Below are 26,008 nucleotides of genomic sequence, written 5' to 3'. Positions count from 1 at the left end.
GCGGCCGCCGCCGCGCTGGGGGCGGCGGGCGCGCGCGCCGCCTACCGGCTGCTGGTCCCCGCGCCCCAGGCGGGCCGGGACGAGGACGTGTTCCACACCCGCCAGCGCTCGCGCGACGTGTGGGCGCGGACCAACCACCGGGGCGCCGAGGTCACCCTGCTCGAAGGCCCGGCGCTGGCCTTCGGGCTGTGCGCGGGAGCCGCGCTGGCGCCCCGCACGCCCCGGCGGCTGCGCGCCGCCGCCGTCGTGGCCGCCGCCGGCGGGGCGGCCTTCGGCGCCTACGACGACCTCGCCGGCGAACCCGGCGCGCGCGGGTTCACCGGCCACCTGGGCGCGCTCACCCGGGGCCGCCTCACCACCGGCGCCGTCAAGATCGCCGGGATCGGCGCCACCGGCGTGGCCGCCGCGGCGGTGGCGGGCCGGCGCCGCCTGCCCGACCTCCTGCTCGACGGCGCGCTGATCGCCGCCACCGCCAACCTGTGCAACCTGTTCGACCTGCGCCCGGGCCGCGCGGCCAAGGCCGCGCTGCTGGCCGCCGCCCCCGCCCTGGCCGGCCCCGCGCCGGGCCTGGCGGGCGCGGTGGCAGGGGCCGCCGCCGCGCTGCTGCCCGAGGACCTCGCCGAACGCGCCATGCTCGGCGACTGCGGCGCCAACGCCCTGGGCGCCGCCCTGGGTGCGGCCACCGCCGCCTCCCTGGCCCGCCCAGCGCGCCTGGCCGCCCTGGGCGCGGTCACCGGGCTGACCCTGGCGGCGGAGTTCGTCAGCTTCACTGAGGTCATCGCGGCCACCCCGGCCCTGCGCCGCCTGGACGACCTCGGCCGCCGCCCCGCCGACCCCATGCCCCGCCCCACCGTCCCCCGCCAACGGGACACCCGCCAACTCCACCCATAGAGGCGCCCCATGCCCAGCCCACCACCCCCGCCGGTGCCACCGGTTCCCACCACCCGCACCCGCGACCACGGGGGCGGTCGCCAACCGGTTGATCGGCGATCCACCGCCACCGACCACCCCCGCCCACGCGGGGACACTTCGCGCACACCCTTCGGCCCCCGATGGTCGCTGGAGCGCTCCCCGCGCACGCTGGGATGGTTCCCGGTCCGAGTGGCAGCTTGCGGAGTGGGAGAACGTGCTCCCCGCATGCGCGGGGATGGTCCCTGCCGTGGCCCGGCCGGCGAGGGCCGGCGGCGCGCGGTGGGGGAGCGGTGACGCCGTTGCGGCTGGGGGCGGGGGTGGCCGGGGCCGCTGTGGTGATCGCGGGGGCCACGGCGCTGGCGCGGCTGGCGGGGTTCGGGCGCACGGTGGTCTTCTCCCAGACCGTGGGCGACACCTGCCTGGGCACCGCCTACGTCACCGCCAACCAGCTCCCCACCGTCCTGTTCGAGACCGTCATCGGCGGCGCCGTGGCCGGCATGGTGGTTCCGGTGCTCGCCTCGGCCGCCGCGCGCGGAGACCGCGAACACGTCGAGCACACCGCCTCAGCCCTGCTGACCTGGGTGGTGGTGGCGGCCGTGCCGCTGAGCGCGCTGACCGCCGCGCTCGCGGTGCCCGCCATGTCGGTGCTGCTGGGCCCCGCCGCCGGGTGCGACCGTGATGCGCTGCTCGCCCTGGCGGCGCGGTTCCTCCTGGTCTTCGCCCCCCAGGTGCTGCTCTACGGCCTGGCCGCCGTCCTCTACGGCATCCTCCAGGCCCACCGGCGCTTCCTCGCCCCCGCGCTGGCGCCGCTGGTCTCCAGCGTCGTGGTCATCGCCGCCTACATCGCGTTCGTCCCACTGGCCGGCGCCCACCGCGACGACCCCGCCCGGCTGCCCGCCGCCGCCGAACTGGCGCTGTCGGCGGGCACCACCGCCGGGGTCGCCGCGCTCCTGCTCACCGCGCTCCCGCCCGCCCGCCGCCTGCGCCTGCGGCTCCGCCCCCGGCTGTCGTTCCCCCCCGGCACCGGCGGCCGCGCCCGCGCGCTGGCCGCCGCCGCGCTGCTGCCCCCGGCGGCCATGCAGGGCGCGCTGCTGCTGAACCTCGCGCTGGCCAACCGGGGCGGTGGGGGAGCGGCCGTCGTGCAGACCTACGCCTGGACCCTGTTCACCCTGCCCTACGGCATCGTGGCCGTGCCCATCGCCACGAGCGCGTTCACCGCCCTGTCGGTCCGCCACGGCGAACGCGACCGCGACGGCTTCGCCGCCACGCTGGCGGGCAGCGCGCGGGCGCTGGTGATGGCCACCGGGCTGCTGGCCGCCGCCCTGGCGGGCGCCGCCGAGCCGGTCGCCGCCGTGTTCGCCCGCAACGACCCCGCCGGCCTGCACCGGGCGCTCATCGCCTACGCCCCCGGCGTGCTCGGGTTCGGCCTGGGCGCCCTCCTCAGCCGGGCGCTGTACGCCTCCCACCACGGCCGCTCCGCCGCCACCGCCCAGGTCGCGGGGTGGGCGGCGGTCATGGCCTGCGGCGCCGCGCTGGTCGCTGCGGTGCCGCCCGGCTGGACGGTCGCGGCGCTGGGCGCGGGCGCGTCGACCGGGCTGACCCTGGCCGCCGTGCTGCTGGCCGTCGCCACCCGCGCCGCGCACGGCCGGGCCGCCCTGGCGGGGCTGGGCCGGGCGCTGCTCGCCGCGCTGGTGGGCGGCCTGCTGGGCGCGGCGGCCGGCGCCGGTGCCGCCGGCCTGGTCGCCGGCACCGGCACCGGGGCCGAGGTCGCCGGCGCGGCCGTCGCCGCGGCCGCGTCCTCGGCGGTGTTCGCGCTGGCGGCCTCGGCGCTGGACCCGAGTTCGGCGCGCGCCGCGCTGGCCCGCCTGCGCCGGCCGCGCGCCGCCGTGCCCGGGGCCGGCGGTCCCGGCGGCGGTGCGTCGTGAGCGCGGTGCGCGGGGCGCGCCGCACCCGTGCCGATCGGTGCGGGCGCGCCGCGCGGGCCGGATGGGACGCCGCGAAACGGGCAGCGGAACCCCGCGCCGCGGCCCCGGGACGCGGGCGGGCGCCGGCCGGGGCCGGGCGCGCCGGGCCTAATTTTGGCGGGCACCCGCCCGGCGGGGGCGGGCGGCAGGGGTGCTGACCAGGCACGTCCCGGACCCGGGGCGGACACGACGGGGCGACGCGGAGGGGGAGGGGCAGCGACCATGCGCATCGCATTGGTTATCGGGGTCAGTAGCGGGGGCGTGGGCAATCACGTGCGGGCACTCGCGGAGGGGCTCGCCGCCCGGGGCCACCGGGTGGCGGTCCTCGGGCCGGCGGGCACCCAGGAGCGCTTCGGCTTCACCGGCGTCGGCGCCCGCTTCGCGGCGGTCGACATCGGGGGCACGCCCCGCCCGCTCCACGACACCGCCGCGCTGGCGCGGTTGAACGCGCTGTGCGCCAAGGCCGACGTCGTGCACGCCCACGGCGTGCGCGCGGGCGCCCTGTGCGCCCTGGCCGGCGCCGCGCCGCTCGCGGTGACCGTGCACAACGCGCCGCCGGCCCTGCGCCCTCCGGCCGGCCTGGTGTTCCCGCTGCTGGAACGCGTGGTGGCGCGCCGCGCCGAGGCGGTCCTGGCGGTCTCGGCCGACCTGGAGGCGCGCATGCGCCGCGCCGGCGCGCGCCGGGTGCGCCCGGCCGTGGTCGCCGCACCCCCGCTGGCCGCGCTGCGGCGCCCGCCCGAGCGGGTGCGCGCCGAACTCGGCGCCGGCGAGGGGCCGCTGGTGCTGGTGGTGGCGCGCCTGGCCGCGCAAAAGGGGATCGACGTGCTGCTGCGCGCCGCCCCCGCCATCTGCGCGCGCTCCCCCCGCCCGGTCATCGCGATCGCCGGGGAGGGCCCGCTGCGCGCCCGCGCCGAGGCCGCCGCCCGCGAGGGCGGCCTGCCGGTGCGGCTGCTGGGCCACCGCGCCGACGTCGCCGACCTGCTGGCCGCCGCCGACGTGTTCGTACTGCCCAGCCGGTGGGAGGGGCCCTCGCTGGTGGTGATGGAGGCGCTGCGCGCCCAGCTCCCGGTGGTGGCCACCCGGGTGGGGGGCATCCCCGACCGCTACGCCGACTCCGCGCTGCTGGTGGCGCCCGAGGACCCCGACGCGCTCGCCCGCGCGGTGGGCCGGGTCCTGGACGACCCCGACCTGGCGACCCGGCTGCGCACCCGGGCCGCGCGCGCGGCCGCCCACCTGCCCACCGACGACGACGTCCTCGACCAGGCACTGGGCGTCTACGCGACCCTGCGGCGCGGCGCGGGGCGTCCGCGCCTCACCGCACCATGGTCGGGGGCGCCGGTGCGAGGTGCGCCACGTTCGCCCGGCACAAACCACGGTTCCACGACTCGACCTTGGATGGCATCATGACAGGAGACCGAGGAACGATTTCCCGACGCGGAGCGTTGGGTCCTGCGGTACGCGGTGAGGGGAGTATCCCTTTCGCGACGGTGTCGTCATCACGGTCCGCATGGGCGCGGACCCGGTGCCGTCGGTCCGAACGGCCGTCCCCAGCGGGGATGCCGGGCGGGCGGGAAAGACCTCCGGTGTTCGAGGATGTCCATAGCAGCGGCGCTTGGGCATGGGAGCCGGAGGAGTAGCCTGTGGATGTTCCCCTGTGGGTATGGCTGGTCACAATCGGTGGCATGATCGCCATCCTGGTAATCGATCTCGCCATCGTCGACCACCCCTGGAGTAAGAAGTCCGGTCCCCGCGAGTTCGGGATGAAGCAGGCGGCGTGGTGGGCCGCCTTCTACATCGGCATCGCGATCCTGTTCGGGTTCGGCATCTGGTACATCGGCGGCGGCACCCTGGCGGGCGAGTACTTCGCCGGGTTCATCACCGAGAAGAGCCTCAGCGTCGACAACCTGTTCGTGTTCTACCTGATCATGAGCAGCTTCGCGGTGCCCCGGAAGTACCAGCACGAGGTCCTGCTGGTCGGCATCGTCATCGCGCTGGTCATGCGCGGTATCTTCATCGCCATCGGCGCCCAGGCCATCAACGCCTTCAGCGAGGTGTTCTACGCCTTCGGCGCGCTGCTGATCTTCACCGCCATCAAGATCGTCCGGGACCACCTCAAGCACGACGAGGAGGAGAAGGACTACACCGACAGCTTCGCCGTCCGGATGGTCCGCAAGGTCTGGCCGGTGACCGACGACTACCACGGCGCCAAGCTGATGGTGAAGCTCGACGGCCGCCGCCACGTCACCCCGATGCTGATGGTCATCGTCGCCATCGGCATGACCGACCTCATCTTCGCGATCGACAGCATCCCGGCCATCTTCGGCCTCACCCAGGACCCCTACCTGGTGTTCACCGCCAACGCGTTCGCGCTGCTGGGCCTGCGCCAGTTGTACTTCCTGCTGGCCGGCCTGATGGACCGCCTGTCCTACATCAGTTGGGGCCTGGCCGCCATCATGGTGTTCATCGGCATCAAGATGATCCTGCACGCCCTGCACGAGAACCACGTGCCCGTGCCCGAGATCAGCACCGGCCTGTCGCTCGGCGTCATCTGCGGTGTGATGACGATCACCGTGGTGGCCAGCCTCATCCAGTCGCGGTCCAAGCCCGGCAAGGAGCCCGAGCCCACCGGAAGCGGTGTGCGCGGCGGTTCCGGCGAGTGACCCGCACTCGAACGGCTGTTCGTCTATAGTGGTTGCCCCCGGCCCTTGGGCCGGGGGCGGCGCTGCCTGGGGCGGAAGTTTCTCCCCGGCCGGGTCGTTACCGTTGAGAGGTCCGGACCTCGCGCCGCGGTCGGCACCGAGCCATTGCCCTCGGTCAGCCCCACGTCACCGCGCCAACCTCGCGCCGGGCCCGTTGCCCGCCGCCGCACGCGCGAGTCGATCCCGAAAGGGCTGATGAACCACATGGCCGAAGAGCTGGTGATCCGGGGCGCCCGGGAGCACAACCTCAAGGACGTCAAGCTCGACCTGCCGCGCGACGCGATGATCGTGTTCACCGGGCTGTCGGGTTCGGGCAAGTCCTCCCTGGCCTTCGACACCATCTTCGCCGAGGGCCAGCGCCGCTACGTCGAGTCGCTGTCGTCCTACGCCCGCCAGTTCCTCGGCCAGATGGACAAGCCCGACGTCGACTTCATCGAGGGCCTGTCCCCGGCGGTCTCCATCGACCAGAAGTCCACCAGCCGCAACCCCCGCTCCACCGTCGGCACCATCACCGAGGTCTACGACTACCTGCGGCTGCTGTGGGCGCGCATCGGCGTGCCGCACTGCCCCGAGTGCGGGCGCGAGATCGCCCGCCAGACCCCCCAGCAGATCGTGGACCGGGTGCTGGAACTCCCCGAGGGCACCCGCTTCCAGGTCCTGGCGCCGGTCGTGCGCGGCCGCAAGGGCGAGTACGCCGAGCTGTTCAAGGACCTCCAGTCCAAGGGCTTCACCCGCGCCATGGTCGACGGCGCCCTGGTCCGCCTGGACGAGGCGCCGGCGCTCAAGAAGTACGAGAAGCACGACATCTCCGTGGTGGTCGACCGGCTCACCGTCAAGGAGTCCGCCAAGAAGCGGCTGACCGACTCCGTGGAGACCGCGCTGCAACTGGCCGCCGGCACCATCGTGCTCGACTTCGTCGACGCCCCCGAGGACGACCCCGAACGCGAGAAGGTGTTCTCCGAGCACCTGTACTGCCCCTACGACGACCTCTCCTTCGAGGAGCTGGAGCCCCGGTCGTTCTCCTTCAACTCCCCCTACGGCGCCTGCCCCGACTGCGCCGGCCTGGGCACCCGCATGGAGGTCGACCCCGAACTCCTGGTCCCCGACCCCGCCAAGACCCTCAACGAGGGCGCCATCGCGGTGTGGTCGGGCGGCCACGCCCTGGAGTACTTCGGCCGCCTCATCGAGGCCGTGGGCGACGCCGTCGGCTTCGACATGGACACCCCCTGGGAGCGGCTGCCCAAGGCCGCGCGCAAGGCCCTGCTGGAGGGCCACGAGACCCAGGTGCACGTGCGCTACCGCAACCGCTACGGGCGCACCCGCTCCTACTACACCAACTTCGAGGGCGTCATCCCCTGGGTGAAGCGCCGCCACTCCGAGAGCGAGAGCGACTCCGGCCGCGAACGCCTCGAAGGCTTCATGCGCACCGTCCCCTGCCCCGGCTGCCGGGGCCGCCGCCTCAAGCCGGTGGTGCTGGCCGTCACCGTCGGCGGCGCCTCCATCGCCGACGTCAGCGCCCTGCCGCTGAGCGAGTGCGCGGCCTTCCTGCGCGACCTCAAGCTCAGCGAGCGCGAACAGGTCATCGCCGCCCAGGTCCTCAAGGAGATCAACGCCCGGCTGGGGTTCCTCCTCGACGTCGGCCTGGACTACCTCTCCCTGGAGCGCTCCGCCGGCTCACTGTCGGGCGGCGAGGCCCAGCGCATCCGGCTGGCCACCCAGATCGGCTCGGGCCTGGTGGGCGTGCTCTACGTCCTGGACGAGCCCTCCATCGGCCTGCACCAGCGCGACAACTTCCGGCTGCTGGAGACTCTCCAGCGGCTGCGCGACATCGGCAACACCCTCATCGTGGTCGAGCACGACGAGGACACCATCCGCGCCGCCGACTGGGTGGTCGACATCGGCCCCGGCGCCGGCGAGCACGGCGGCGAGGTCGTGGTCTCGGGCACCGTCAACGATTTGCTCACCAGCACCACCTCCATGACCGGCGACTACCTCACCGGGCGCCGCCGCATCGAGGTCCCCCAGGTCCGCCGCCCGCGCGCCAAGGGCCGCGAACTCCTGGTCAAGGGCGCGCGCGAGAACAACCTCAAGGACATCGACGTCGCGTTCCCGCTGGGCGTGTTCACCGCCGTCACCGGGGTGTCGGGGTCGGGCAAGTCCACCCTGGTCAACGAGATCCTGTACAAGGCGCTGGCCAAGGAGTTGAACGGCGCGCGCTCGGTCCCGGGCCGCCACACCCGCGTCAACGGCCTCAACCAGGTCGACAAGGTCGTCCACGTCGACCAGAGCCCCATCGGCCGCACCCCGCGCTCCAACCCGGCCACCTACTCCGGTGTCTTCGACCACATCCGCAAGCTGTTCGCGCAGACCACCGAGGCCAAGATGCGCGGCTACCAGCCGGGCCGGTTCTCGTTCAACATCAAGGGCGGCCGGTGCGAGGCGTGCGCCGGCGACGGCACCATCAAGATCGAGATGCAGTTCCTGCCCGACGTCTACGTGCCCTGCGAGGTCTGCCACGGCGCCCGCTACAACCGCGAGACCCTCGACGTCCACTACAAGGGCAAGACCATCGCCGACGTGCTGGACATGCCGATCGAGGAGGCGCTGGAGTTCTTCGAGCCCATCACCGCCATCCGCCGGCACATGCAGACCCTCAACGACGTCGGCCTGGGCTACGTCCGGCTGGGCCAGCCCGCCACCACCCTCTCCGGCGGCGAGGCCCAGCGCGTGAAACTCGCGGCCGAACTCCAGCGCCGCTCCACCGGGCGTACCGTCTACGTGCTGGACGAACCCACCACCGGCCTGCACTTCGAGGACATCCGCAAGCTGCTGGGCGTGCTCAACCGGCTCGCCGACAGCGGCAACACCGTCATCGTCATCGAGCACAACCTCGACGTCATCAAGACCGCCGACTACATCATCGACATGGGCCCCGAAGGAGGATCGCGCGGCGGCACCGTGGTGGCCACCGGCACCCCCGAGGAGGTCGCCAGGGTCGAGGAGTCCTACACCGGGCACTTCCTCTCGCAGATCGTCTAGCGGCGGCGCGGGGCCGCCGCGCCGCCGGCAAAGGAGCACAGCGACCATGAGCCAGGACCCCCCCGCCGAACGGCCGGCCGCACTGGGCCGGCGCATCCTGGCCCGGCTGGTCGACGTGGTCGTCCTGGGCGCCATCGGCATGCTCGTCACCGCGGTCGTGGTCAACACCGTGCCCGGCGCCGCCGACCCCCTGCGCATGGCCGTGGTGCCCACCCTGGTGCTGTCGGTGGGGCTGTTCGCTCTCTACCTCGGCTACGAGGCCGCCTTCACCGCCGTCTACGGCGCCACCCCCGGCAAGCTGCTGCTGGGGCTGCGCGTGGTCGAGGCCGAACCCGTGGTGGGGGCGCCGCGCGCGGGCGCGGTGGCCGTGCTCAAGCGTTCCTCGATCCTGTACGTGTCGGTGCTGCTCAACTTCGTCCCGGTCGTCAGCTTCCTGGGGCTGGTGGTGTCGGTCTACGCGGTGGTCTCCTCGCTGCTGGACCGGCCGCGCCACCGCGGCCTCCAGGACAAGGCCGCCGGCACCGCCGTGGTCAGCGGGGGCAGCGGGCGCGCCGCGACCGGTCCGGCCCGCGCCGCCGAGCGGTAGGGTCGGACTGCGCCAGAACCCCGATCACCGCAGTCGCCGAGGAGGTCCGGACCCGATGAGCTACCCCCCGCCCTACACCGGCCCGGACGGCCGGCCGCCCGGCGCGGCCGTGCCGCCGCCCTACCGGGGGGACACGGCGGCGCCTCCGCCCTACCCGGGGCCCGACGGCCCCGCCGCGCCGCCCCTGCGCGACCCCCTGCCGCCCTACCGGACACCGGTGGGCGCGGCCGGGCCGGTCGGCCCCGACTCCACGGGCCGGCGCCCGCTGTCGGACTGGTGGCGGCGCGTGGCGGCCCGCCTCATCGACGGCGTGGCGATAACCCTGCCCATCGCCGCCGTGGCGTTCGTGGTGTCGCTGACCTTCGCGGGCGCCCAGGCGCTGAGCGGCGGCACCTCCGCCACCAGCGTCTCGATCATCTACGGCATCGTGGCGTTCGTGCTGTCGGTGGTCTATGAGACCGTGTGCGTCAAGCGGTGGCGCCGCACCCTGGGCAAGCACCTGCTGAAGCTCGAGGTGGCGCCGGTGCGCGGCGCGGGCCGGCCCGGCCCCATCCCCGTGCTGTCGATGGTCGCGCGCGGCTGTGTGCTGAACCTGCCCATGCTGGTCACCTACAGCACCGGCTGGTCGGTCACCCTGCTGTCGGCGGTGACCCTGGCGTGCTACCTGTGGCCGCTGTGGGACCGCCCCAACCGCCAGGGCGTGCACGACAAGGTCGCCGGCACGGTGGTCGTGCGCACGGGCTGAGAGCCCGCCCGCGACCGGTCCCCCGGACCGAACACCCTCCAACGCGTACTACAGTCTGTAGTAGTCCACGGTGTGCTGAAGGGGGGCCGCGCCATGTGCGCAGGGCGTGCGTGCGGAATGAGCCGGCGGCGGTTGTTCGGTGCGGCGGGGGTGGCGGGTGCCGCCGCGCTCGGCGTGAGCGCCTGCGGCTCCCCCGAGGGCGGGCCCGCGCCCTGGGAGCGGCTGCGGGGCACCGTCATCGCCCGCACCGACGAGGTCCCGGTGGGCGGCGGCACGATCGTCATCGACGGCAAGATCGCCCTCACCCAGCCCGCCGAGGGCGACTTCAAGGCGTTCAGCGCGGTGTGCACGCACGCCGGCTGCACCATCCAGGAGGTCCAGACCACCATCCACTGCCTGTGCCACGGCAGCGAGTTCGACGTCTCCACCGGCGACGTCCTGCGCGGCCCGGCGGTGGAGCCGCTGGAGGAACTGCCGATCACGGTCGCCAACGGCCAGATCACGCTGTCGGAGGACGCCCCCGCGCGCTGACCCGGGCGGCAGGGACCGGCCGCGCCGCCCGGGCGCGGGCTACTCGCCGTCGATGCCGTCCTCGGCGGGGCGGGTGTCGGTCTCCGAACCGCTCGACCCCTTGACCGCCAGCGCGCCGTCGGGGCCGGGGGAGCCCGCGCGGGGGTCGCCGTCGCGCCCGGTGCGGGAGCGGTAGGCCGCCTCGGTGTAGACCGCGGCGAAGGGCAGCTCCTCGTCGCCGGGCATGACGAACTCGGTGCGGCGGCGGGGGAGCGCCTCGGGGTAGTTCTCGCTGATGTAGGTGATCAGGTGCTCGCGCAGGTCGCAGCACAGGTCCCAGCGGGCGTCGGAGTCGGCGGTGGTGACCACCGCGCGCAGTTGCACCAGGCCGCCCTCGAGGATGTCGGTGGCCTGGAGCGACCAGCGGCGGCCGTCCCACAGGGGGTGGTGGGCGACGTACTCGCCGACCTCCTGGCGGATCTTGTCGATCGGCACCGACCAGTCGACCGCCAGCATCACCCAGCCGGTGATGGAGGCGCCCTGCTTGGTCCAGTTCTCGAAGGGGTTGGTCGTGAAGTGGGAGACCGGCACGACCAGGCGCCGCTCGTCCCACATCCGCAGGGTGACGGTGGTCAGGCTCAGCTCCTCGACCCGGCCCCACTCGCCCTGGAAGACGACGATGTCGTTGAGGCGCAGGGCGTCGCTGAAGGCCAGTTGCAGGCCGGCGAACACGTTGCCCAGGGTGGACTGGGCCGCTATGCCGGCGACGACCGACAGCAGGCCGGCCGATGCCAGGAGCCCGGCGCCCAGGCCCTGTACGGCGGGGAACGTGAACAGGATCGCGGCGACCGCCAGGACGCCGATGACGGTGGCGGCCACCCGCCGCAGCAGCCGCACCTGGGTCTGGAGGCGCCGCGAGCGGTGGTCGTCGTCGGCGTTCTTGACCGCCAGCCGGTCCAGGACGGTGTCGGTGATGGCGTAGGCGAGTCCCAGGGCGAACCACGTCAGGGTGGCGATCAGCAGGATCGTCATGGCGTGGTCGATGATGGGGAAGAGGGAGCGGTCCTCCATCTCGCGCCGCGTGGGCAGGGCGACGTTGACTCCGATGACCGCCGCCGCCGCGTAGGCGGAGTAGCGGCAGTGCCTCACCAGCGGCCCGGCCAGCGGTGAGACCTTGGAGAGCTGGTGGGTCAGCAGCCAGTGCGCCACCGTGACCACGAGCACGGAGACCAGGACGGACACGCCGATCCCGATCCACTGTGCGACATCCACGGAAACTGTCCCCTTCGCTCGAGGGAATTCGGTCGATACCCGCCTAACCTAGGGCATATATATGCTGAATCGTGACATTCAGATCATGAGACTGCGCACGCGGCGGGATCGCGCGGAACCGTGAACCAGCTTAGACGGCGGCGATCCGGCGCGCCGGGGACCAGCGGCCGCCCCGCGCCGCACCCGCCGCCCCGGGCCAGGGGCGGCGGCACCGGGCGGCCGCCGGCGGGGGACCGGCCCGGCGGCCAGGCGCGGGCGCGGGTGCGGGCGGCGTTGTCCACAGGAGGCCGCGCGAGTGGCCGAGCACCCCCGCCGCCCACCACAATGGAGCCATGGCAGCGCAACCCCACCTTCGGCCCCGCCCCGGATCGATTCCCACCTCACCCGGGGTGTACCGCTTCCGCGACTCCCACGGCCGGGTCATCTACGTGGGCAAGGCCAAGAACCTCCGCGCGCGCCTGTCCTCCTACTTCCAGGACTTCGCCGGGCTGCACCCCCGCACCCAGTCCATGGTCTCCACCGCCGCCGACGTCGACTGGACCGTGGTCGGCACCGAGGTCGAGGCCCTCCAACTGGAGTACTCCTGGATCAAGGAGTACGACCCCCGCTTCAACGTCAAGTACCGCGACGACAAGAGCTACCCCTACCTCGCCGTCACCATGGGCGAGGAGTTCCCCCGCGTGCAGGTCATGCGCGGCGCCAAGCGCAAGGGCGTGCGCTACTTCGGCCCCTACGGCCACGCCTGGGCCATCCGCGAGACCGTCGACCTCCTGCTGCGCGTCTTCCCGGTGCGCACCTGCTCGGCCGGGGTGTTCCGCAGTGCCAAGAACAGCGGGCGGCCCTGCCTGCTCGGCTACATCGGCAAGTGCGCGGCCCCGTGCGTGGGCCGCGTCGACCCCCAGGAGCACCGCCACCTGGCCGAGGACTTCTGCTCCTTCATGGCCGGCGACACCAGCCGCTTCATCCGCCGGCTGGAGCAGAGCATGCGCGAGGCCGCCGCCGACCAGGAGTACGAACGCGCCGCCCGCATCCGCGACGACATCCAGGCGCTGCGCACCGCGCTGGAGAAGCAGGCCGTCGTCCTGGGCGACTCCACCGACTGCGACGTCATCGCCATCGCCGAGGACCAGTTGGAGGCCGCCGCCCAGGTCTTCTACGTGCGCGGCGGGCGCATCCGCGGCCAGCGCGGCTGGGTGGTCGACAAGGTCGAGGAGGTCACCACCGGCGAACTCGTGGAGCGCTTCCTCGCCCAGACCTACGGCGCCGGCGACACCCCCGGCGTGCCCGGCCCCCGCGACGGCGCGGCCCAGGAGGGCGACCCCGCCGCCATCCCGCGCGAGGTCCTGGTCTCGGCGCCCCCGGCCGACCGCGACGCCGTGGTCGCCTGGCTCACCGAGCGGCGCGGCGCCGCCGTCGACCTCCGGGTGCCCCAGCGCGGCGACAAGAAGGCGCTGCTGGAGACCGTCGCCAAGAACGCCGAGCAGGCCCTGGCCCGGCACAAGACCCAGCGGGCCGGCGACCTCACCACCCGCAGCCGCGCCCTCAGCGAGATCCAGGACGCCCTGGGGCTCGACGAAGCCCCGCTGCGCATCGAGTGCTTCGACATCTCCAACCTCATGGGCGAGCACGTGGTGGCGTCCATGGTGGTGTTCGAGGACGGCCTGGCGCGCAAGTCCGAGTACCGCAGGTTCAGCATCCGGGGCACCTCGGGCGGCGCCGGGGACCAGCCGCGCCGCTCGGAGCAGAACGACGTCGCGGCCATGCACGAGGTCATCCGGCGCCGCTTCAGCCGCTACCTGGAGGAGAGCAGCCGCACCGGCGAACTCGACCGCATGGGCGCCGAGATGGGCGCCGATGCGGCGGCCGACGCGAGCGGCGGCGGGACCGGGGCGGCGGGCGCGGCGGCCGGCGCGCCCGGGGCCGGGCGGCCCGCCGCGCAGGACGCACCGGCGGAGCGGGCCGGGCGAGCCGGGCAGGAGGGGCCGGATGACGCCGGCGGGGGCGCCGGCGCGGCGCGCCCCGTCGTGGACACCCCCGCCAAGTTCGCCTACCCCCCTAACCTGGTGGTGGTCGACGGCGGTCGGCCCCAGGTGCAGGCGGCGCGGCGCGCGCTGGACGAGCTGGGCATCGACGACATCGCGGTGTGCGGGCTCGCCAAACGGCTGGAAGAGGTGTGGCTCCCCGACGACGAGGACCCGGTGATCCTGCCCCGCACGGGCGAGGGCCTCTACCTCCTCCAGCGCGTGCGCGACGAAGCCCACCGGTTCGCCATCACCTACCACCGGCAGAAGCGGGCCAAGGCGCTCACCGGCAGCGCGCTGGACGAGGTCCCCGGCCTGGGACCCGCCCGGCGCAGCGCACTGCTCAAGCACTTCGGATCGGTCAAGAGACTGGCCGCGGCCACCGAGGAGGAGATCGCGCAGGTGCCCGGCATCGGCAAGACCACGGCGGGGGTCATCCACGCGCGGCTCTCGGGCGAGGAGCGGGAAGGAAACCATGACAGGGGCGGCGTCGGCACGGTCGAACGCGGCACGGCGGACGGGAACGGACAACACCATGGGGGATGACCAGACGGCCGGCGACCTCAGCGCGGAACTCAGCGGCGAGCTTCCGCCCGAGATCGTCATCGTCACCGGCATGTCGGGCGCCGGCCGCAGCACCGCGGCGCGGGCGCTGGAGGACCTGGACTGGTTCGTCGTCGACAACCTGCCGCCGGGGCTGCTGCCCACGATGATCGACCTGGCCGGGCGCACCCAGGGCGCGGTGCCGCGGGTGGCGGCGGTGGTCGACGTCCGCAGCATGGCCTTCACCGAGGACCTGCTGTCCACCGTCGAGGAGCTGCGCAGACGCGGCATCGCGGCGCGGGTGGTGTTCCTGGAGGCCGGCGACGACACCCTGGTCCGCCGCTTCGAGAGCGTGCGCCGGCCGCACCCGCTCCAGGGCGACGGGCGGCTCACCGACGGCATCTCGCGCGAGCGCGAGACCCTGCGCGCCATCCGCGGCGAGGCCGACCTCGTGATCGACACCTCGCAGCTCAACGTGCACCAGCTCAAGGCCAAGGTGATCGGCTTCTTCGGCGACGCCGAGGAGGCCCGGCCGCGCGCCAACGTGGTCTCCTTCGGTTACAAGCACGGCCTGCCGGTCGACGCCGACCTCGTGCTGGACTGCCGGTTCCTGCCCAACCCGCACTGGGTGCCCGAACTCCGCGCCATGAACGGCCGCGACGAACCCGTGCGCGAGTACGTGCTGGCGCAGACCGGCGCCAAGGAGATGCTCGACTCCTACGCCGAGGTCCTGCGGCTGGTCATCTCCGGCTACCAGCGCGAGGGCAAGCACTACATGACCCTGGCGATCGGGTGCACCGGCGGCAAGCACCGCAGCGTGGCCATGGCCGAGCAGTTCGGCGAGCGGCTGCGAGAGCAGGGCGTCGAGGTCCACGTGGTGCACCGCGACGTCGGCCGGGAGTGACGTCGGCCGGTGGACGCGGGCGGTGGTCGCCGCCGGGGCGCCGGGGTGAACACGGCCGGAAGGGATCGCGGGCGCGGCGGATGCGCGGCGCGGCGGCGGGGTAGTCGGCGGAGCAGTCGGCACACCGGCCCACCGCAACGCGCGGGCGGTCGCCGGCGGGTCCGGTGATCGCGGTCGGTGCGGGCGCGCAGGCGCGTCCGTCGCCGGTCGCCGGACGCGGTCGGTCGTTCTCCGGTCGGTGCCGGCGATGCTCGGCGCAGGGGGCGGGGCGGCGCCGCCCGCGCACCCGGTGGCCGGGTCGGGTCCGGGCACCGGCGCGACGCGCCGGGCGCGCCCCGCGGAGCGCCCCGGCACCGGCGACCCGGGGCGGGCGGGGGGATCGGCGCCCGCACCGCCGCGGTGCGGGGGGCGAAAGCCGCGAAGCAGGACGAGTACCGATCAGGTACGCCCTAGCATTGGCTGAATCCGCGGTGGCCGCCGCGCGTCATGGACGCGGCGGTCGGCCGACCGCCGCGCGGTCGGTCCACGATGATCGGGACACGAGGTACGCAGACTCACATGTCAGACAACAGCCCCGGCAGTGACGGCGGGAGACGCGCGACCAGCGCGGCGCCGCCGGTGGTTCCGGGCAGACAGGACCCCGCCGAGCCCACCCCGCCTCGGGTGGTCGCCCTCGGCGGCGGACACGGGCTCCACGCGTCGCTTTCGGCGCTGCGGCGGGTCACGACCGACATCACCGCCGTCGTCACCGTCGCCGACGACGGCGGCTCCAGCGGCCGGCTGCGCCGGGAGTTGGGCGTGCTGCCGCCGGGGGACCTGCGCATGGCACTGGCGGCCCTGTGCGGCGACGACGAATGGGGCCACACCTGGAGCGAGGTCATCCAGCACCGCTTCCGCTCCGAGGGCGACCTGCACGGCCACGCGGTGGGCAACCTGCTCATCGTCGCGCTGTGGGAGCTGCTGGGCGACTCCGTGGCCGGGCTCGACTGGGTGGGCCAACTCCTGGGCGCCCACGGGCGGGTGCTGCCGATGTCGTCGGTGCCGCTGGACATCGTCGCGGAGGTGGAGGGCGTCGACCCCGCCCGCCCCTACGAGCTGACCACGGTGCGCGGGCAGGTCGCCTGCGCCAGCACCCGGGGCCGCGTCCGCTCGATCTCGCTGGTGCCCGAGGAGCCGCCGGCCTCGCCGCAGGCCGTGAAGGCGGTCCGCGAGGCCGACTGGGTCGTGTTCGGCCCGGGGTCGTGGTTCACCAGTGTGCTGCCCCACCTGCTGGTGCCCGACCTGGCCCGCGCGCTGGTCGAGACCAAGGCGCGCCGCCTGGTCACCCTCAACCTCCTGCCGCAGAAGGGCGAGACCGACGACTTCCGGCCGGAGACCTACCTTGAGGTGCTGGCCGAGCACGCGCCGCATCTGGGCATCGACGTGGTGCTGGCCGACAGCGGCGTGGTCGGCGACACCGGCCGGGTCGGCGAGGTCGCCAAGGAGATGGGCGGCCGGCTGGTCGTGGCGGACGTGGCCGCGGGCGACGGCTCGCCGCGCCACGACCCGGACCTGCTGGCGGCGGCCTTCGACAAGATCTTCCGCGGCTAGGGCCGCTTCGCGGCAACGGCGGCTGCGGGGCGCGGGCTCGGCCGGCCCGAACCGCCTGCTCACGGGATGATCACCGGTCCGGAGCAACCCGGTCACCCGTCCCGAGCGGCCGGGTTAGCGGGCGGGCACCGGGGCATCGGCACTGTATGAGCACGCACCGCATCGACCTGCGGCGGGTCCGCGACCACCTGGACGAGGACCCGCCGCCCGGGCGGGTCTTCCTGGTGGACCGCCTCTGGCCGCGCGGGGTCCGCAAGGAGGCCCTGCACTTCGATGACTGGGTCAAGGACGCCGCCCCCAGCAGCGACCTGCGCCGCTGGTTCCACGCCGACCCCGACCGCTGGCCCCGGTTCCAGCGGCGCTACCGCGCCGAACTTGAGGACAACCCCGAGGCGCTGCGGCCGCTGCGCGACGCCATGGCCGAGGGCCCGGTGACCCTGCTCTACGCCGCCCACGACACCGACCGCAACCACGCGGCGGTGCTCCGCGAGTTCCTCCTGGAGACGACCGGCCCCAAGGGCGAGGCGAGGAGCGCACCGAGGAACGAGTCGAAGCGTGAGTCGAAGGGCGGCACGAAGACGCCCGGCACGGGGTAAGCGCCGCCCAGCGCGACAGCGGCCACCGGGCGTTCCGGCCCCGGCGGCGGACATCCCGTCGTCTCGGCATCCCGGTTGCCTCACCTGACGAGAACAACGGGTCCCGGTGCCCGCCTGTCCGAGGCTGCGCCGCCGTCGAACGCCCCCGCCGCCTCAGCCCGTCATGCGGCGTGCCGCTGTCCGGTGCGTCCCACCGGCCCCGCCGCCCCCGCCGTCAGTCCTCCGGGGTGCCGCGCAGGACGCCCACCTGGCGCAGGGCGCGGTCCACCGCCGCCGGGAACTCCCCGGGGTCCTCGGCGACCTCCATGGCCGTGTGCAGGCAGGCGATCATCACCTGGGTGGCCAGGACGGCGGTGGGCCGGGTGGCCCCGCTGTCGGTCAGGGCGGTGACCAGGTGCTCGGCCTGGAGGTGCTGTTTCAGCAGGTGGCGTGCCTTGAGGTCGGGGTTCTGGCGCAGGAGGCGGTCCAGCAGCGCCGCGCGGGCGGGGTCGCCGGTCCACTCGGCCGGGTCCGGCACCACCGCCGCACGGACGCAGGCGAGGGCGGTGCCCAAGGAGTCGCCGATGGGGGCGGCGCGGGCGGCGGTCTCGCGCAGCCGGGCCGTGACGGCCTCCACCGTGCCCGCGTCGTCGCCGAACAGGACCTCCTGCTTGTCGCCGAAGTAGCGGAAGAAGGTGGTCCGCCCCACCTCGGCGCGCTCGGCGATCTCGGTCACGGTGACGGCGTCGAACCCGCGCTCGGCGAAGAGGTCGTAGGCCGCCGCGATGATCGCGGCCCGTGCCTTCTGCCGCTTGCGGGCGTGCAGGGATGCCGGGGCGGGCTGACGGGCTTCCATGCGGCCAGACTACCGAGGTGGAACTCGATGCTGTACGGTACTGAGTACCAAAAGGAACCATGTCCTCCCTGTGTTCCGGTGATGCCGCAGTGCGGTTGACGGTGCCGGGGGAGGCGCCCACACGCGGGAAGGCCCCACCATGGACACCACCTTCGACATGACCGGCATGACCGTCGTGATCACCGGCGCCAGTTCCGGCATCGGCCTCGCCGCCGCGCGGCGCATGGCCGCCCAGGGCGCCGCCGTCGTGCCCGTGGGCCGCTCGCCCGAGCGCACCGCCGCCGTCGCCGCCGAGATCGGCACCACCCCCGTCGTCGCCGACTTCGGCGACCTCGCCCAGGTGCGCCTGGCCGCCGAGGTGATCCTGGAGCGCTGCCCCCGCATCGACGTGCTCGCCAACAACGCCGGCGCGCTCTTCTCCACCCGGCGGACGACCCCCGACGGGCACGAACTCACCTTCCAGGCCAACCACCTCGCGCCGTTCCTGCTCACCCAGCTCCTCCTGCCGCGCCTGCGCGAGACCGCCCGCAGCTCCCCGGTCCGCGTGGTCACCACCGCCAGCTTCGGCAACGTCTTCGGCAAGGTGCGCCTGGACGACCTGGAATGGGAGAAGCGCCGCTACGGCGGGGGGTGGATCGCCTACTCCACCACCAAGCTGATGAACATCCTCTTCACCCGCGAACTGGCGCGCCGCACCGCCGGAACCGGCATCGCGGCCTACAGCTTCCACCCCGTCTCGGGCACCGGCGCCCCCCGCCCGCCCGGTCAGGTCACCGAGACGCGCTTCGCCGGCGACACCCGCCTCATGCGCCTGCTGCCCGACTCCGTGGTGCGCCGCGTCAAGCTCACCGGCGACGACGGCGCCGAGCCGCTCATCCGGTTGGCCGGCGCCCCCGACGTCGGCGCGCCCAGCGGCGGCTACTTCCACGGCTTCCACCACCCCGGCCGCGTGCACCGCCAGGCCGACGACGCCGACCTGGCGGCCCGGTTGTGGGAGCGCTCGGCCGAACTCGTCGCCGCCCACACCGGCGCCCGCTCGTGACACCGCTGCGCATCGGCGTCCTGGGCGCCGCCGCCATCGCCCCGGCCGCCGTGGTCGGCCCCGCCGCCCGCGTGCCGGGCGTGGCCGTGGCGGCGGTCGCCGCGCGCGACCCCGCCCGCGCCCGGGCGTTCGCGCGGCGCCACCGCGTCCCCGCCGTGCACGCCGACTACGCCGCCCTGCTGGCCGACCCCGGCGTGGACGCCGTCTACATCCCGCTGCCCAACGCCCTGCACGCCCACTGGACCCTGCGCGCCATCGCGGCCGGCAAGCACGTGCTGTGCGAGAAGCCCATGACGGCCAACCGGGCCGAGGCCGCCGCCGTGGCCGAGGCCGCCGACGCCGCGCCCGGCCTGGTGGTGATGGAGGCGTTCCACTACCGCTACCACCCGCTGGCCGAGCGGCTGCGCACCGTCGTCCACGGGTCCGCACCCCCGCCCGGCGCCGCCCCCGGCAGCGGCGGCGAACTGGGCCGGGTGCGCCGCGTGGAGGTGGCGGTGTGCGTGCCGCTGCCGCTGCCCGGCGACATCCGCTACCGCTACGACCTCGGCGGCGGCGCCGCCATGGACACCGGCTGCTACGCCGCCCACCTGGCGCGGCTGCTGGGCGGGGAGGAGCCCGAGGTGGTCGGCGCCCGCGCCGCCGTCCTGCGCCGCGCACCCGCCGTCGACCGCGCCGTGACGGCCGAGCTGGCGTTCCCCTCCGGCGCCACCGGGCGGCTGCGCGCCTCGCTGTGGTCGACCGCCCTGCTGCGGGTGGGCGCCCGGGTGGTGGGCGAGCGCGGCGAGCTGCGGGTCGCCAACTTCCTGATGCCGCACCTGTTCCACCGGCTGCGCGTGCGCACGCCGCGGGGGACCCGCACCGAGACCGTCCCCGGCGAGGCCACCTACACCGCCCAGTTGCGGGCCTTCGCCGCAGCCGCGCGCGGCGGCGCGCCCGTGCTCACGCCCGCCCGCGACGCCGTGGCGACCATGGCGCTGCTGGACGCGGTCTACCGCGCCGCCGGGCTGCCCGTGCGCGGCGCCGCCCCGGGGTGAGCCCCCACCCGGGGCGCGGCGTCACCGTGTGATCCCGCCCACCGGACGCGGTACCGGTCCGGCCCCCGCCCCGCACTCCGGGCCGGCGCCGCCCCGGCCCCGCCCCGCCGCCCCGCGCCCGGCCGGGCGCCTTTCGGCAGAGATCGGCATGGATCGGAAATCACGACTCGCCGTTTCGATCAGGGGTTTCGGACACGCGGGCGCGGGCGTGGCCATCTCACCCACGTTCAGTAGTCTGCGACGAAAGAACGCGCGCGGCCGGCAGGCGGTGCGCGGGGGAGTCGAGTGTGCAAGGGGACGCGTCCATGGCGATGACCGGCGTGGTGAAGGACGAGCTGAGCCGACTGACCGTTCTCAAGCCGTGCTGCCGCAAAGCCGAGGTCTCCACGATCCTCCGCTTCACCGGCGGGCTGCACCTGGTCAGCGGGCGCATCGTCATCGAGGCCGAGCTGGACACCGGCTCGGCCGCGCGCCGGCTGCGCAAGGACATCTCCGAGGTGTTCGGCCACGAGTCCGAGGTGGTCGTGCTGGCGCCCAGCGGCCTGCGCAAGGGCAGCCGCTACGTCGTGCGCGTCATCAAGGAGGGCGAGAGCCTGGCCCGCCAGACCGGCCTGATCGACAACAACGGCCGCCCGGTGCGCGGGCTGCCGCGCCACGTCGTGGCCGGCGGCGCCTGCGACTCCGAGTCGGCCTGGCGCGGCGCCTTCCTGGCCCACGGCTCCCTCACCGAGCCCGGCCGCTCGATGTCGCTGGAGGTCACCTGCCCCGGCCCCGAGGCCGCCCTGGCGCTGGTGGGCGCCGCGCGCCGGCTCAAGGTGCACGCCAAGGCCCGCGAGGTGCGCGGGGTGGACCGCGTCGTCGTGCGCGACGGCGACTCCATCGGCGCGCTGCTGACCCTGCTGGGCGCCCACGGCAGCGTGCTGACCTGGGAGGAGCGCCGGATGCGCCGCGAGGTCCGCGCCACCGCCAACCGGCTGGCCAACTTCGACGACGCCAACCTGCGGCGCAGCGCCCGCGCGGCCGTGGCCGCCGGCGCGCGCGTGGAGCGGGCGCTGGAGATCCTCGGCGACGAGGCGCCCGAGCACCTGGTGGCCGCCGGGCAGTTGCGCCTGGCGCACAAGCAGGCGTCGCTGGAGGAGCTGGGCCAGCTCTCCTCGCCGCCGCTGACCAAGGACGCCATCGCCGGGCGCATCCGCCGCCTGCTCGCCATGGCCGACAAGCGCGCCGCCGACCTCGGCATCCCCGGGACCGAGGCCAACCTCACGGCCGACATGCTGGTGCCCTGAACACCCGCGCACACCCCCGCGCACCCGGGGGCGGGGGCCGCACCGGCACCCCGCGCCGACCCCGCCGTGTGCCGTTTTGTGACTGGTCAGAACGTCCGGAAAACTTCGGAAAATGGTCTAGACCTGTAGCGGTGCCGGTGCGAGCATGGTCCGGGCGGCGGCCCTTCGCACCAGGCCGGGCCCGAGCGACCGCCCTGCTGGGGAGCGATAGGCTCGGCAGTGAACCCGGCGCTGAAGACACGCCCGGCCCGACCGCCGTTGTCGGCCGCGGCAGCAGTACCTACGAACACGTGAGGAGCTTGGTTACCGTGACCATCCGTGTAGGCGTGAACGGTTTCGGCCGGATCGGCCGCAACTTCTGGCGCGCGGCCCGCGCCGCCGGCAGCGAGGTCGAGATCGTCGCGGTCAACGACCTCACCGACAACGCCACCCTCGCCCACCTGCTCAAGTACGACACCGTGCTGGGCACCCTCGAAGGCGACGTCGAGGTCGGCGGAGACTCCATCCGGGTCGGCAACGCCACCGTCAAGACCCTCGAGGAGCGCGACCCGGGCAAGCTGCCCTGGGGCGACCTCGGTGTCGACGTCGTCATCGAGTCCACCGGCCGCTTCACCAAGGCCGAGGACGCCAAGAAGCACATCGACGCCGGTGCCAAGAAGGTCATCGTCTCCGCGCCCGCCAAGGGCGAGGACATCACCATCGTCATGGGCGTCAACGACGACAAGTACGACCCCGCCCAGCACCACGTGCTGTCCAACGCCTCCTGCACCACCAACTGCGTGGCGCCGATGGCCAAGGTCCTGCTCGACAGCTTCGGCATCGTCAAGGGCCTCATGACCACCACCCACGCCTACACCAACGACCAGGTCATCCTGGACTTCCCGCACAAGGACCTGCGCCGCGCCCGCGCCGCCGCGCAGAACATCATCCCCACCACCACCGGTGCCGCCAAGGCCACCGCCCTGGTGCTGCCCGAGTTGCAGGGCAAGCTCGACGGCATCGCCATGCGGGTGCCCGTGCCCGACGGCTCGGTCACCGACCTGGTGGTGGAGCTGGAGCGCGAGGTCACCAAGGACGAGGTCAACGCCGCGTTCAAGGCCGCCGCCGAGGGGCCGCTCAAGCAGTTCCTCACCTACACCGAGGACCAGATCGTCTCCTCCGACATCGTCGGCACCCCGGCCTCCTGCACCTTCGACTCCAGCCTGACCATGGCGTTCGGCTCGACCGTCAAGGTCATCGGCTGGTACGACAACGAGTGGGGCTACTCCAACCGCCTCGTGGACCTGGCCAAGCTGGTCGGCTCCCGCCTGTAGTTCCGGACGGACCCCAGCCGTGTGAGCGCCGGTGCGGCGCCCCCCGCCCAGCGCGGGGGGCGCCGCCGTCGCGCGGGCGCGCACGCGGCGCGACTCTTCGCGGAATGGAGACCCCTTGCGCACCATCGACGACCTCGACGTCTCGGGCAAGCGCGTGTTCGTCCGGGCGGACCTCAACGTCCCCCTCGACGGCGACCGCATCACCGACGACGGCCGCATCCGGGCCAGCGTCCCCACGATCAGCAAGCTGCGCGAGCGCGGCGCCCGCGTCGTCGTCGCGGCGCACCTGGGCCGCCCCAAGGGCGCCCCCGACCCCGCCTACTCCCTGCGCCCCGTGGCCGCGCGCCTGGGCGAGCTGCTGGGCACCGAGGTCGCCTTCGCCACCGACACCGCCGGCGACTCCGCCCGCGCGGTGGCCGAGGGCCTGGCCGACGGCCAGGTCGCCGTCATCGAGAACCTCCGCTTCGAGCCCGGCGAGACCAGCAAGGACGACGCCGAGCGCGGCGAGTTCGCCGACCGCCTGGCGCGCCTGGCCGACCTCTACGTCGGCGACGGCTTCGGCGCGGTGCACCGCCGGCACGCCAGCGTCTACGACCTGCCCCGGCGCCTGCCGCACGCGGTGGGCGGCCTGGTCCTGGCCGAGGTCGAGGTGCTGCGCACCCTCACCGGCGACCCCCGGCGCCCCTACGCGGTGGTGCTGGGCGGCTCCAAGGTCTCCGACAAGCTCGGCGTCATCGACAACCTGCTGGGCACCGCCGACCGCCTGCTCATCGGCGGCGGCATGGTCTTCACCTTCCTCAAGGCCAAGGGCTATGAGGTCGGCAAGAGCCTGCTGGAGGAGGACCAGCTCGACACCGTGCGCGAGTACCTCCAGCGCGCCGAGAAGCAGGGCGTGGAGATCGTCCTGCCGGTCGACGTGGTGGCCGCCGAGGCGTTCTCCGCCGACGCCCCCCACGCCCCGGTCGACGCCGACGCCATCCCGGCCGACCGCATGGGCCTGGACATCGGCCCCAAGAGCCGCGAGCTGTTCGCGAGCCGCCTCGCCGACACCGCCACCGTCTTCTGGAACGGCCCCATGGGCGTCTTCGAGATGGAGCCCTACTCCCACGGCACCCGCGCCCTGGCCCAGGCCCTCATCGACTCCGACGCCTTCACCGTGGTGGGCGGCGGCGACTCCGCCGCGGCCGTGCGGTCGCTGGGCTTCGAGGAGTCGGCGTTCGGCCACATCTCCACCGGCGGCGGCGCCAGCCTGGAGTACCTGGAGGGCAAGCGGCTGCCCGGTATCGAGGCGCTGGCCGACTGACCCCGCGCCCGGCGGGCCGCCCCGGTCCGCCGGCGCACGCCCTTCACGCACCCAAGCCCCGAGGAACGACACCCATGGCACAGCCCACGCGCACCCCGCTGATCGCCGGCAACTGGAAGCTGAACAACAACCACCTTGAGGCGATCGCCCTGGTGCAGAAGCTGGCGTTCTCGCTCGACGACGCCGACTACGACTCCGCCGAGGTCGTCGTGCTGCCGCCCTTCACCAGCCTGCGCAGCGTGCAGACCCTGGTCGACGGCGACAAGCTGCGCATCGGCTACGGCGCCCAGGACATCTCCGCCCACGACAAGGGCGCCTACACCGGAGAGGTCTCCGGCCCGATGCTGGCCAAGCTCGGCTGCGCCTACGCGCTGGCCGGACACTCCGAGCGCCGCGAGTACCACCACGAGGACGACGCGGTCGTCAACGCCAAGGTGAAGGCCGCCTTCGCCGCCGACATCACCCCCGTGCTGTGCCTGGGCGAGGGCCTGGACGTCCGCAAGGCCGGCGGGCAGGTGTCCCACACCCTGGCCCAGCTCGACGGCGCCCTCAAGGACGTCACCGCCGAGCAGGCCGCCCGGCTGGTGGTGGCCTACGAGCCGGTGTGGGCCATCGGCACCGGCGAGGTCGCCACCCCCGAGGACGCCCAGGAGGTCTGCGGCGCGCTGCGCGCACGCCTGGCCGAGCTGTACTCCGCCGAGACCGCCGCCGCCACCCGCATCCTCTACGGGGGGTCGGTCAAGGGCGACAACATCGCCGGGATCATGGCGCAGGCCGATGTGGACGGCGCCCTGGTGGGCGGCGCCAGCCTCAAGCCCGAGGAGTTCGTGAAGATCGCCCGCCTGGGCCGGGAGCGCTGAGCCCGGCGCCCGGCCGCTGGGGCGGACGAGGGAGCGCCGGCGCCGGGTTAGACTGCCCGAAGGTACCTTTCCGCAATCAACGTATGCCTCAGCGGCACACGGTAGAATCCAGCATTGTCCCCGGTCCCTCCTCCATCGGACCGCCGGCACCGCCGCGGCGGACCGGCGCGCGGACCCGGGGGGCCCAAGGTCGTCAATTCCCCCGCATCGGGGTCGAGTTACGGGTGAGCACGTGATCCTCGGTCTGTCCATAGTCGTGATGCTCTGTAGCGTGCTGCTGGTCCTGATGGTGCTGTTGCACAAGGGCAAGGGCGGCGGGCTCTCCGACCTGTTCGGAGGCGGCGTCACGTCCTCCTTGGGCGGGTCCTCGGTCGTCGAGCGCAACCTGGACCGGCTGACCATCGCCATCGGGCTGGTGTGGATCGTCGCCGTGGTGGCCCTGGGCCTGCTCCTCAACCAGGGCGGCGTCTAGCCGCCCTGCTCCACACGCCCCCTGGCCCCGCCCGCGTGGCGCGGGTCCGCGTGTACCGCACCCTGTTGCCGTGCGGAGCGCACTTTCGCCGTTGACAAAGGAGTTACTCGTGGGAAGTGGCAGCGCCATCCGTGGCAGCCGCGTCGGTGCCGGACCTATGGGCGAGGCCGAGCGCGGGGAGTCCGCGCCGCGCGTGCGGGTCCCCTTCTACTGCGCCAACAAGCACGAGGTGGTTCCGAGCTTCGCGCACGAGGCCGCCGTCCCCGACGAATGGGACTGCCCCCGCTGCGGTTTCCCCGCCGGCAAGGACCCCCAGAACCCGCCGGCGCCGCCGCGCACCGAGCCCTACAAGACCCACCTGGCCTACGTGAAGGAGCGCCGCAGCGAGGAGGAGGGCCGCCTCATCCTCGACGAGGCCCTGGCCAAGCTGCGTGCCGACCGCGCCGAGGTCGAGGCGTACATGCGGGCCAACGCCAACTGAG

22 protein-coding genes are annotated in these 26,008 nt (G+C 74.1%); 20 read left to right on the top strand and 2 right to left on the bottom strand.

All coding sequences use genetic code 11. The features are described from left to right. The 8 genes from LG943_RS19045 to LG943_RS19010 all read left to right on the top strand — a co-directional run. The coding region (locus LG943_RS19045; RefSeq protein ID WP_270073671.1) for a hypothetical protein at positions 1-891 on the top strand (891 nt) is incomplete at its 5' end. A gap of 311 nt (positions 892-1,202) precedes the next feature. Next, a complete protein-coding gene (gene murJ / locus LG943_RS19040; RefSeq protein WP_270073670.1) occupies positions 1,203-2,837 on the top strand; it encodes a murein biosynthesis integral membrane protein MurJ in 1,635 nt (544 codons plus the stop codon). Between the two features lie 261 nt (positions 2,838-3,098). Further along, positions 3,099-4,283 (top strand): glycosyltransferase family 4 protein, encoded by a 1,185-nt coding sequence (locus tag LG943_RS19035; protein WP_270073669.1) that lies wholly within the window; start codon positions 3,099-3,101, stop codon positions 4,281-4,283. 233 nt (positions 4,284-4,516) lie between these two features. Continuing rightward, positions 4,517-5,536, top strand: a complete 1,020-nt coding sequence (locus LG943_RS19030) for a TerC family protein (protein ID WP_270073668.1) — start codon at positions 4,517-4,519, stop codon at positions 5,534-5,536. 243 nt (positions 5,537-5,779) lie between these two features. Further along, on the top strand, positions 5,780-8,614 hold the full coding sequence (gene uvrA, locus LG943_RS19025) for an excinuclease ABC subunit UvrA (protein WP_270073667.1): 2,835 nt from the start codon (positions 5,780-5,782) through the stop codon (positions 8,612-8,614). Between the two features lie 46 nt (positions 8,615-8,660). Further along, the gene (locus LG943_RS19020) at positions 8,661-9,200 is read left to right on the top strand and encodes an RDD family protein (protein WP_270073666.1); all 540 of its coding nucleotides are present in this window, start codon (positions 8,661-8,663) and stop codon (positions 9,198-9,200) included. A gap of 55 nt (positions 9,201-9,255) precedes the next feature. Then, positions 9,256-9,945: an RDD family protein gene (locus LG943_RS19015; protein WP_270073665.1), complete on the top strand. Its 690-nt coding sequence runs from the start codon at positions 9,256-9,258 to the stop codon at positions 9,943-9,945. Positions 9,946-10,077: 132 nt separating this feature from the next. Beyond that, complete coding sequence (locus LG943_RS19010) at positions 10,078-10,476, top strand: Rieske (2Fe-2S) protein (protein WP_408648614.1); 399 nt, start codon at positions 10,078-10,080, stop codon at positions 10,474-10,476. A gap of 39 nt (positions 10,477-10,515) precedes the next feature. Here LG943_RS19010 and LG943_RS19005 read toward each other — a convergent pair whose 3' ends face one another. After that, the gene (locus LG943_RS19005) at positions 10,516-11,727 is read right to left on the bottom strand and encodes a mechanosensitive ion channel family protein (RefSeq protein ID WP_270073663.1); all 1,212 of its coding nucleotides are present in this window, start codon (positions 11,725-11,727) and stop codon (positions 10,516-10,518) included. A gap of 332 nt (positions 11,728-12,059) precedes the next feature. Between LG943_RS19005 and uvrC the strand changes: the two genes are divergently transcribed. The 4 genes from uvrC (at position 12,060) to LG943_RS18985 (ending at position 17,381) form a co-directional block, all read left to right on the top strand. After that, the gene (uvrC, locus tag LG943_RS19000) at positions 12,060-14,294 is read left to right on the top strand and encodes an excinuclease ABC subunit UvrC (RefSeq protein ID WP_270073662.1); all 2,235 of its coding nucleotides are present in this window, start codon (positions 12,060-12,062) and stop codon (positions 14,292-14,294) included. Then, entirely contained in the window at positions 14,284-15,195 is a 912-nt protein-coding gene (gene rapZ / locus LG943_RS18995; protein WP_270073661.1) for an RNase adapter RapZ, read from the top strand. The genes uvrC and rapZ overlap by 11 nt, the downstream gene beginning before the upstream one ends. Before the next feature lie 663 nt (positions 15,196-15,858). Further along, on the top strand, positions 15,859-16,785 hold the full coding sequence (locus LG943_RS18990) for a gluconeogenesis factor YvcK family protein (protein ID WP_270073675.1): 927 nt from the start codon (positions 15,859-15,861) through the stop codon (positions 16,783-16,785). Positions 16,786-16,931: 146 nt separating this feature from the next. Continuing rightward, complete coding sequence (locus LG943_RS18985) at positions 16,932-17,381, top strand: DUF488 domain-containing protein (protein WP_270073660.1); 450 nt, start codon at positions 16,932-16,934, stop codon at positions 17,379-17,381. Between the two features lie 214 nt (positions 17,382-17,595). On the opposite strand, the gene LG943_RS18980 is transcribed toward LG943_RS18985, so the two are convergent. Continuing rightward, positions 17,596-18,216: a TetR/AcrR family transcriptional regulator gene (locus tag LG943_RS18980; protein ID WP_270073659.1), complete on the bottom strand. Its 621-nt coding sequence runs from the start codon at positions 18,214-18,216 to the stop codon at positions 17,596-17,598. A 139-nt stretch (positions 18,217-18,355) separates the two neighbouring features. On the opposite strand from LG943_RS18980, the gene LG943_RS18975 reads away from it, so the two are divergent. From LG943_RS18975 to LG943_RS18940, 8 genes are all read left to right on the top strand, one after another. Beyond that, positions 18,356-19,258, top strand: a complete 903-nt coding sequence (locus LG943_RS18975; protein WP_270073658.1) for an SDR family NAD(P)-dependent oxidoreductase — start codon at positions 18,356-18,358, stop codon at positions 19,256-19,258. Then, positions 19,255-20,292: a Gfo/Idh/MocA family protein gene (locus LG943_RS18970; protein ID WP_270073657.1), complete on the top strand. Its 1,038-nt coding sequence runs from the start codon at positions 19,255-19,257 to the stop codon at positions 20,290-20,292. Before LG943_RS18975 ends, LG943_RS18970 begins: the two co-directional genes overlap by 4 nt. A 305-nt stretch (positions 20,293-20,597) precedes the next feature. Continuing rightward, positions 20,598-21,578: a DNA-binding protein WhiA gene (gene whiA, locus LG943_RS18965; RefSeq protein WP_270073656.1), complete on the top strand. Its 981-nt coding sequence runs from the start codon at positions 20,598-20,600 to the stop codon at positions 21,576-21,578. Between the two features lie 308 nt (positions 21,579-21,886). Further along, the gene (gene gap, locus LG943_RS18960) at positions 21,887-22,891 is read left to right on the top strand and encodes a type I glyceraldehyde-3-phosphate dehydrogenase (RefSeq protein WP_270073655.1); all 1,005 of its coding nucleotides are present in this window, start codon (positions 21,887-21,889) and stop codon (positions 22,889-22,891) included. Between the two features lie 115 nt (positions 22,892-23,006). Beyond that, a complete protein-coding gene (locus LG943_RS18955) occupies positions 23,007-24,194 on the top strand; it encodes a phosphoglycerate kinase (protein ID WP_270073654.1) in 1,188 nt (395 codons plus the stop codon). 74 nt (positions 24,195-24,268) lie between these two features. Then, a complete protein-coding gene (gene tpiA / locus LG943_RS18950) occupies positions 24,269-25,054 on the top strand; it encodes a triose-phosphate isomerase (protein ID WP_270073653.1) in 786 nt (261 codons plus the stop codon). Between the two features lie 232 nt (positions 25,055-25,286). After that, positions 25,287-25,526, top strand: a complete 240-nt coding sequence (gene secG, locus LG943_RS18945; RefSeq protein WP_179769957.1) for a preprotein translocase subunit SecG — start codon at positions 25,287-25,289, stop codon at positions 25,524-25,526. 109 nt (positions 25,527-25,635) lie between these two features. Then, positions 25,636-26,007 (top strand): RNA polymerase-binding protein RbpA, encoded by a 372-nt coding sequence (locus LG943_RS18940; RefSeq protein WP_270073652.1) that lies wholly within the window; start codon positions 25,636-25,638, stop codon positions 26,005-26,007. Position 26,008: the final 1 nt, after the last annotated feature.

The organism is Streptomonospora mangrovi (assembly GCF_027604915.1).
Classification (GTDB): Bacteria; Actinomycetota; Actinomycetes; order Streptosporangiales; family Streptosporangiaceae; genus Streptomonospora; species Streptomonospora mangrovi.
Note: the sequence above shows the minus strand (reverse complement) of the source record. Positions and strands in the feature narration are given on the sequence as shown.

Coding starts and splice junctions, on each gene's coding strand:
- LG943_RS19020 (WP_270073666.1), top strand. CDS start 8,661: ATGAGCCAGGACCCCCCCGCCGAACGGCCGGCCGCACTGGGCCGGCGC.
- rapZ (WP_270073661.1), top strand. CDS start 14,284: ATGGGGGATGACCAGACGGCCGGCGACCTCAGCGCGGAACTCAGCGGC.
- LG943_RS18980 (WP_270073659.1), bottom strand. CDS start 18,216: ATGGAAGCCCGTCAGCCCGCCCCGGCATCCCTGCACGCCCGCAAGCGG.
- tpiA (WP_270073653.1), top strand. CDS start 24,269: ATGGCACAGCCCACGCGCACCCCGCTGATCGCCGGCAACTGGAAGCTG.
- whiA (WP_270073656.1), top strand. CDS start 20,598: ATGGCGATGACCGGCGTGGTGAAGGACGAGCTGAGCCGACTGACCGTT.
- uvrA (WP_270073667.1), top strand. CDS start 5,780: ATGGCCGAAGAGCTGGTGATCCGGGGCGCCCGGGAGCACAACCTCAAG.
- uvrC (WP_270073662.1), top strand. CDS start 12,060: ATGGCAGCGCAACCCCACCTTCGGCCCCGCCCCGGATCGATTCCCACC.
- LG943_RS18975 (WP_270073658.1), top strand. CDS start 18,356: ATGGACACCACCTTCGACATGACCGGCATGACCGTCGTGATCACCGGC.
- LG943_RS18985 (WP_270073660.1), top strand. CDS start 16,932: ATGAGCACGCACCGCATCGACCTGCGGCGGGTCCGCGACCACCTGGAC.
- LG943_RS19015 (WP_270073665.1), top strand. CDS start 9,256: ATGAGCTACCCCCCGCCCTACACCGGCCCGGACGGCCGGCCGCCCGGC.
- LG943_RS19035 (WP_270073669.1), top strand. CDS start 3,099: ATGCGCATCGCATTGGTTATCGGGGTCAGTAGCGGGGGCGTGGGCAAT.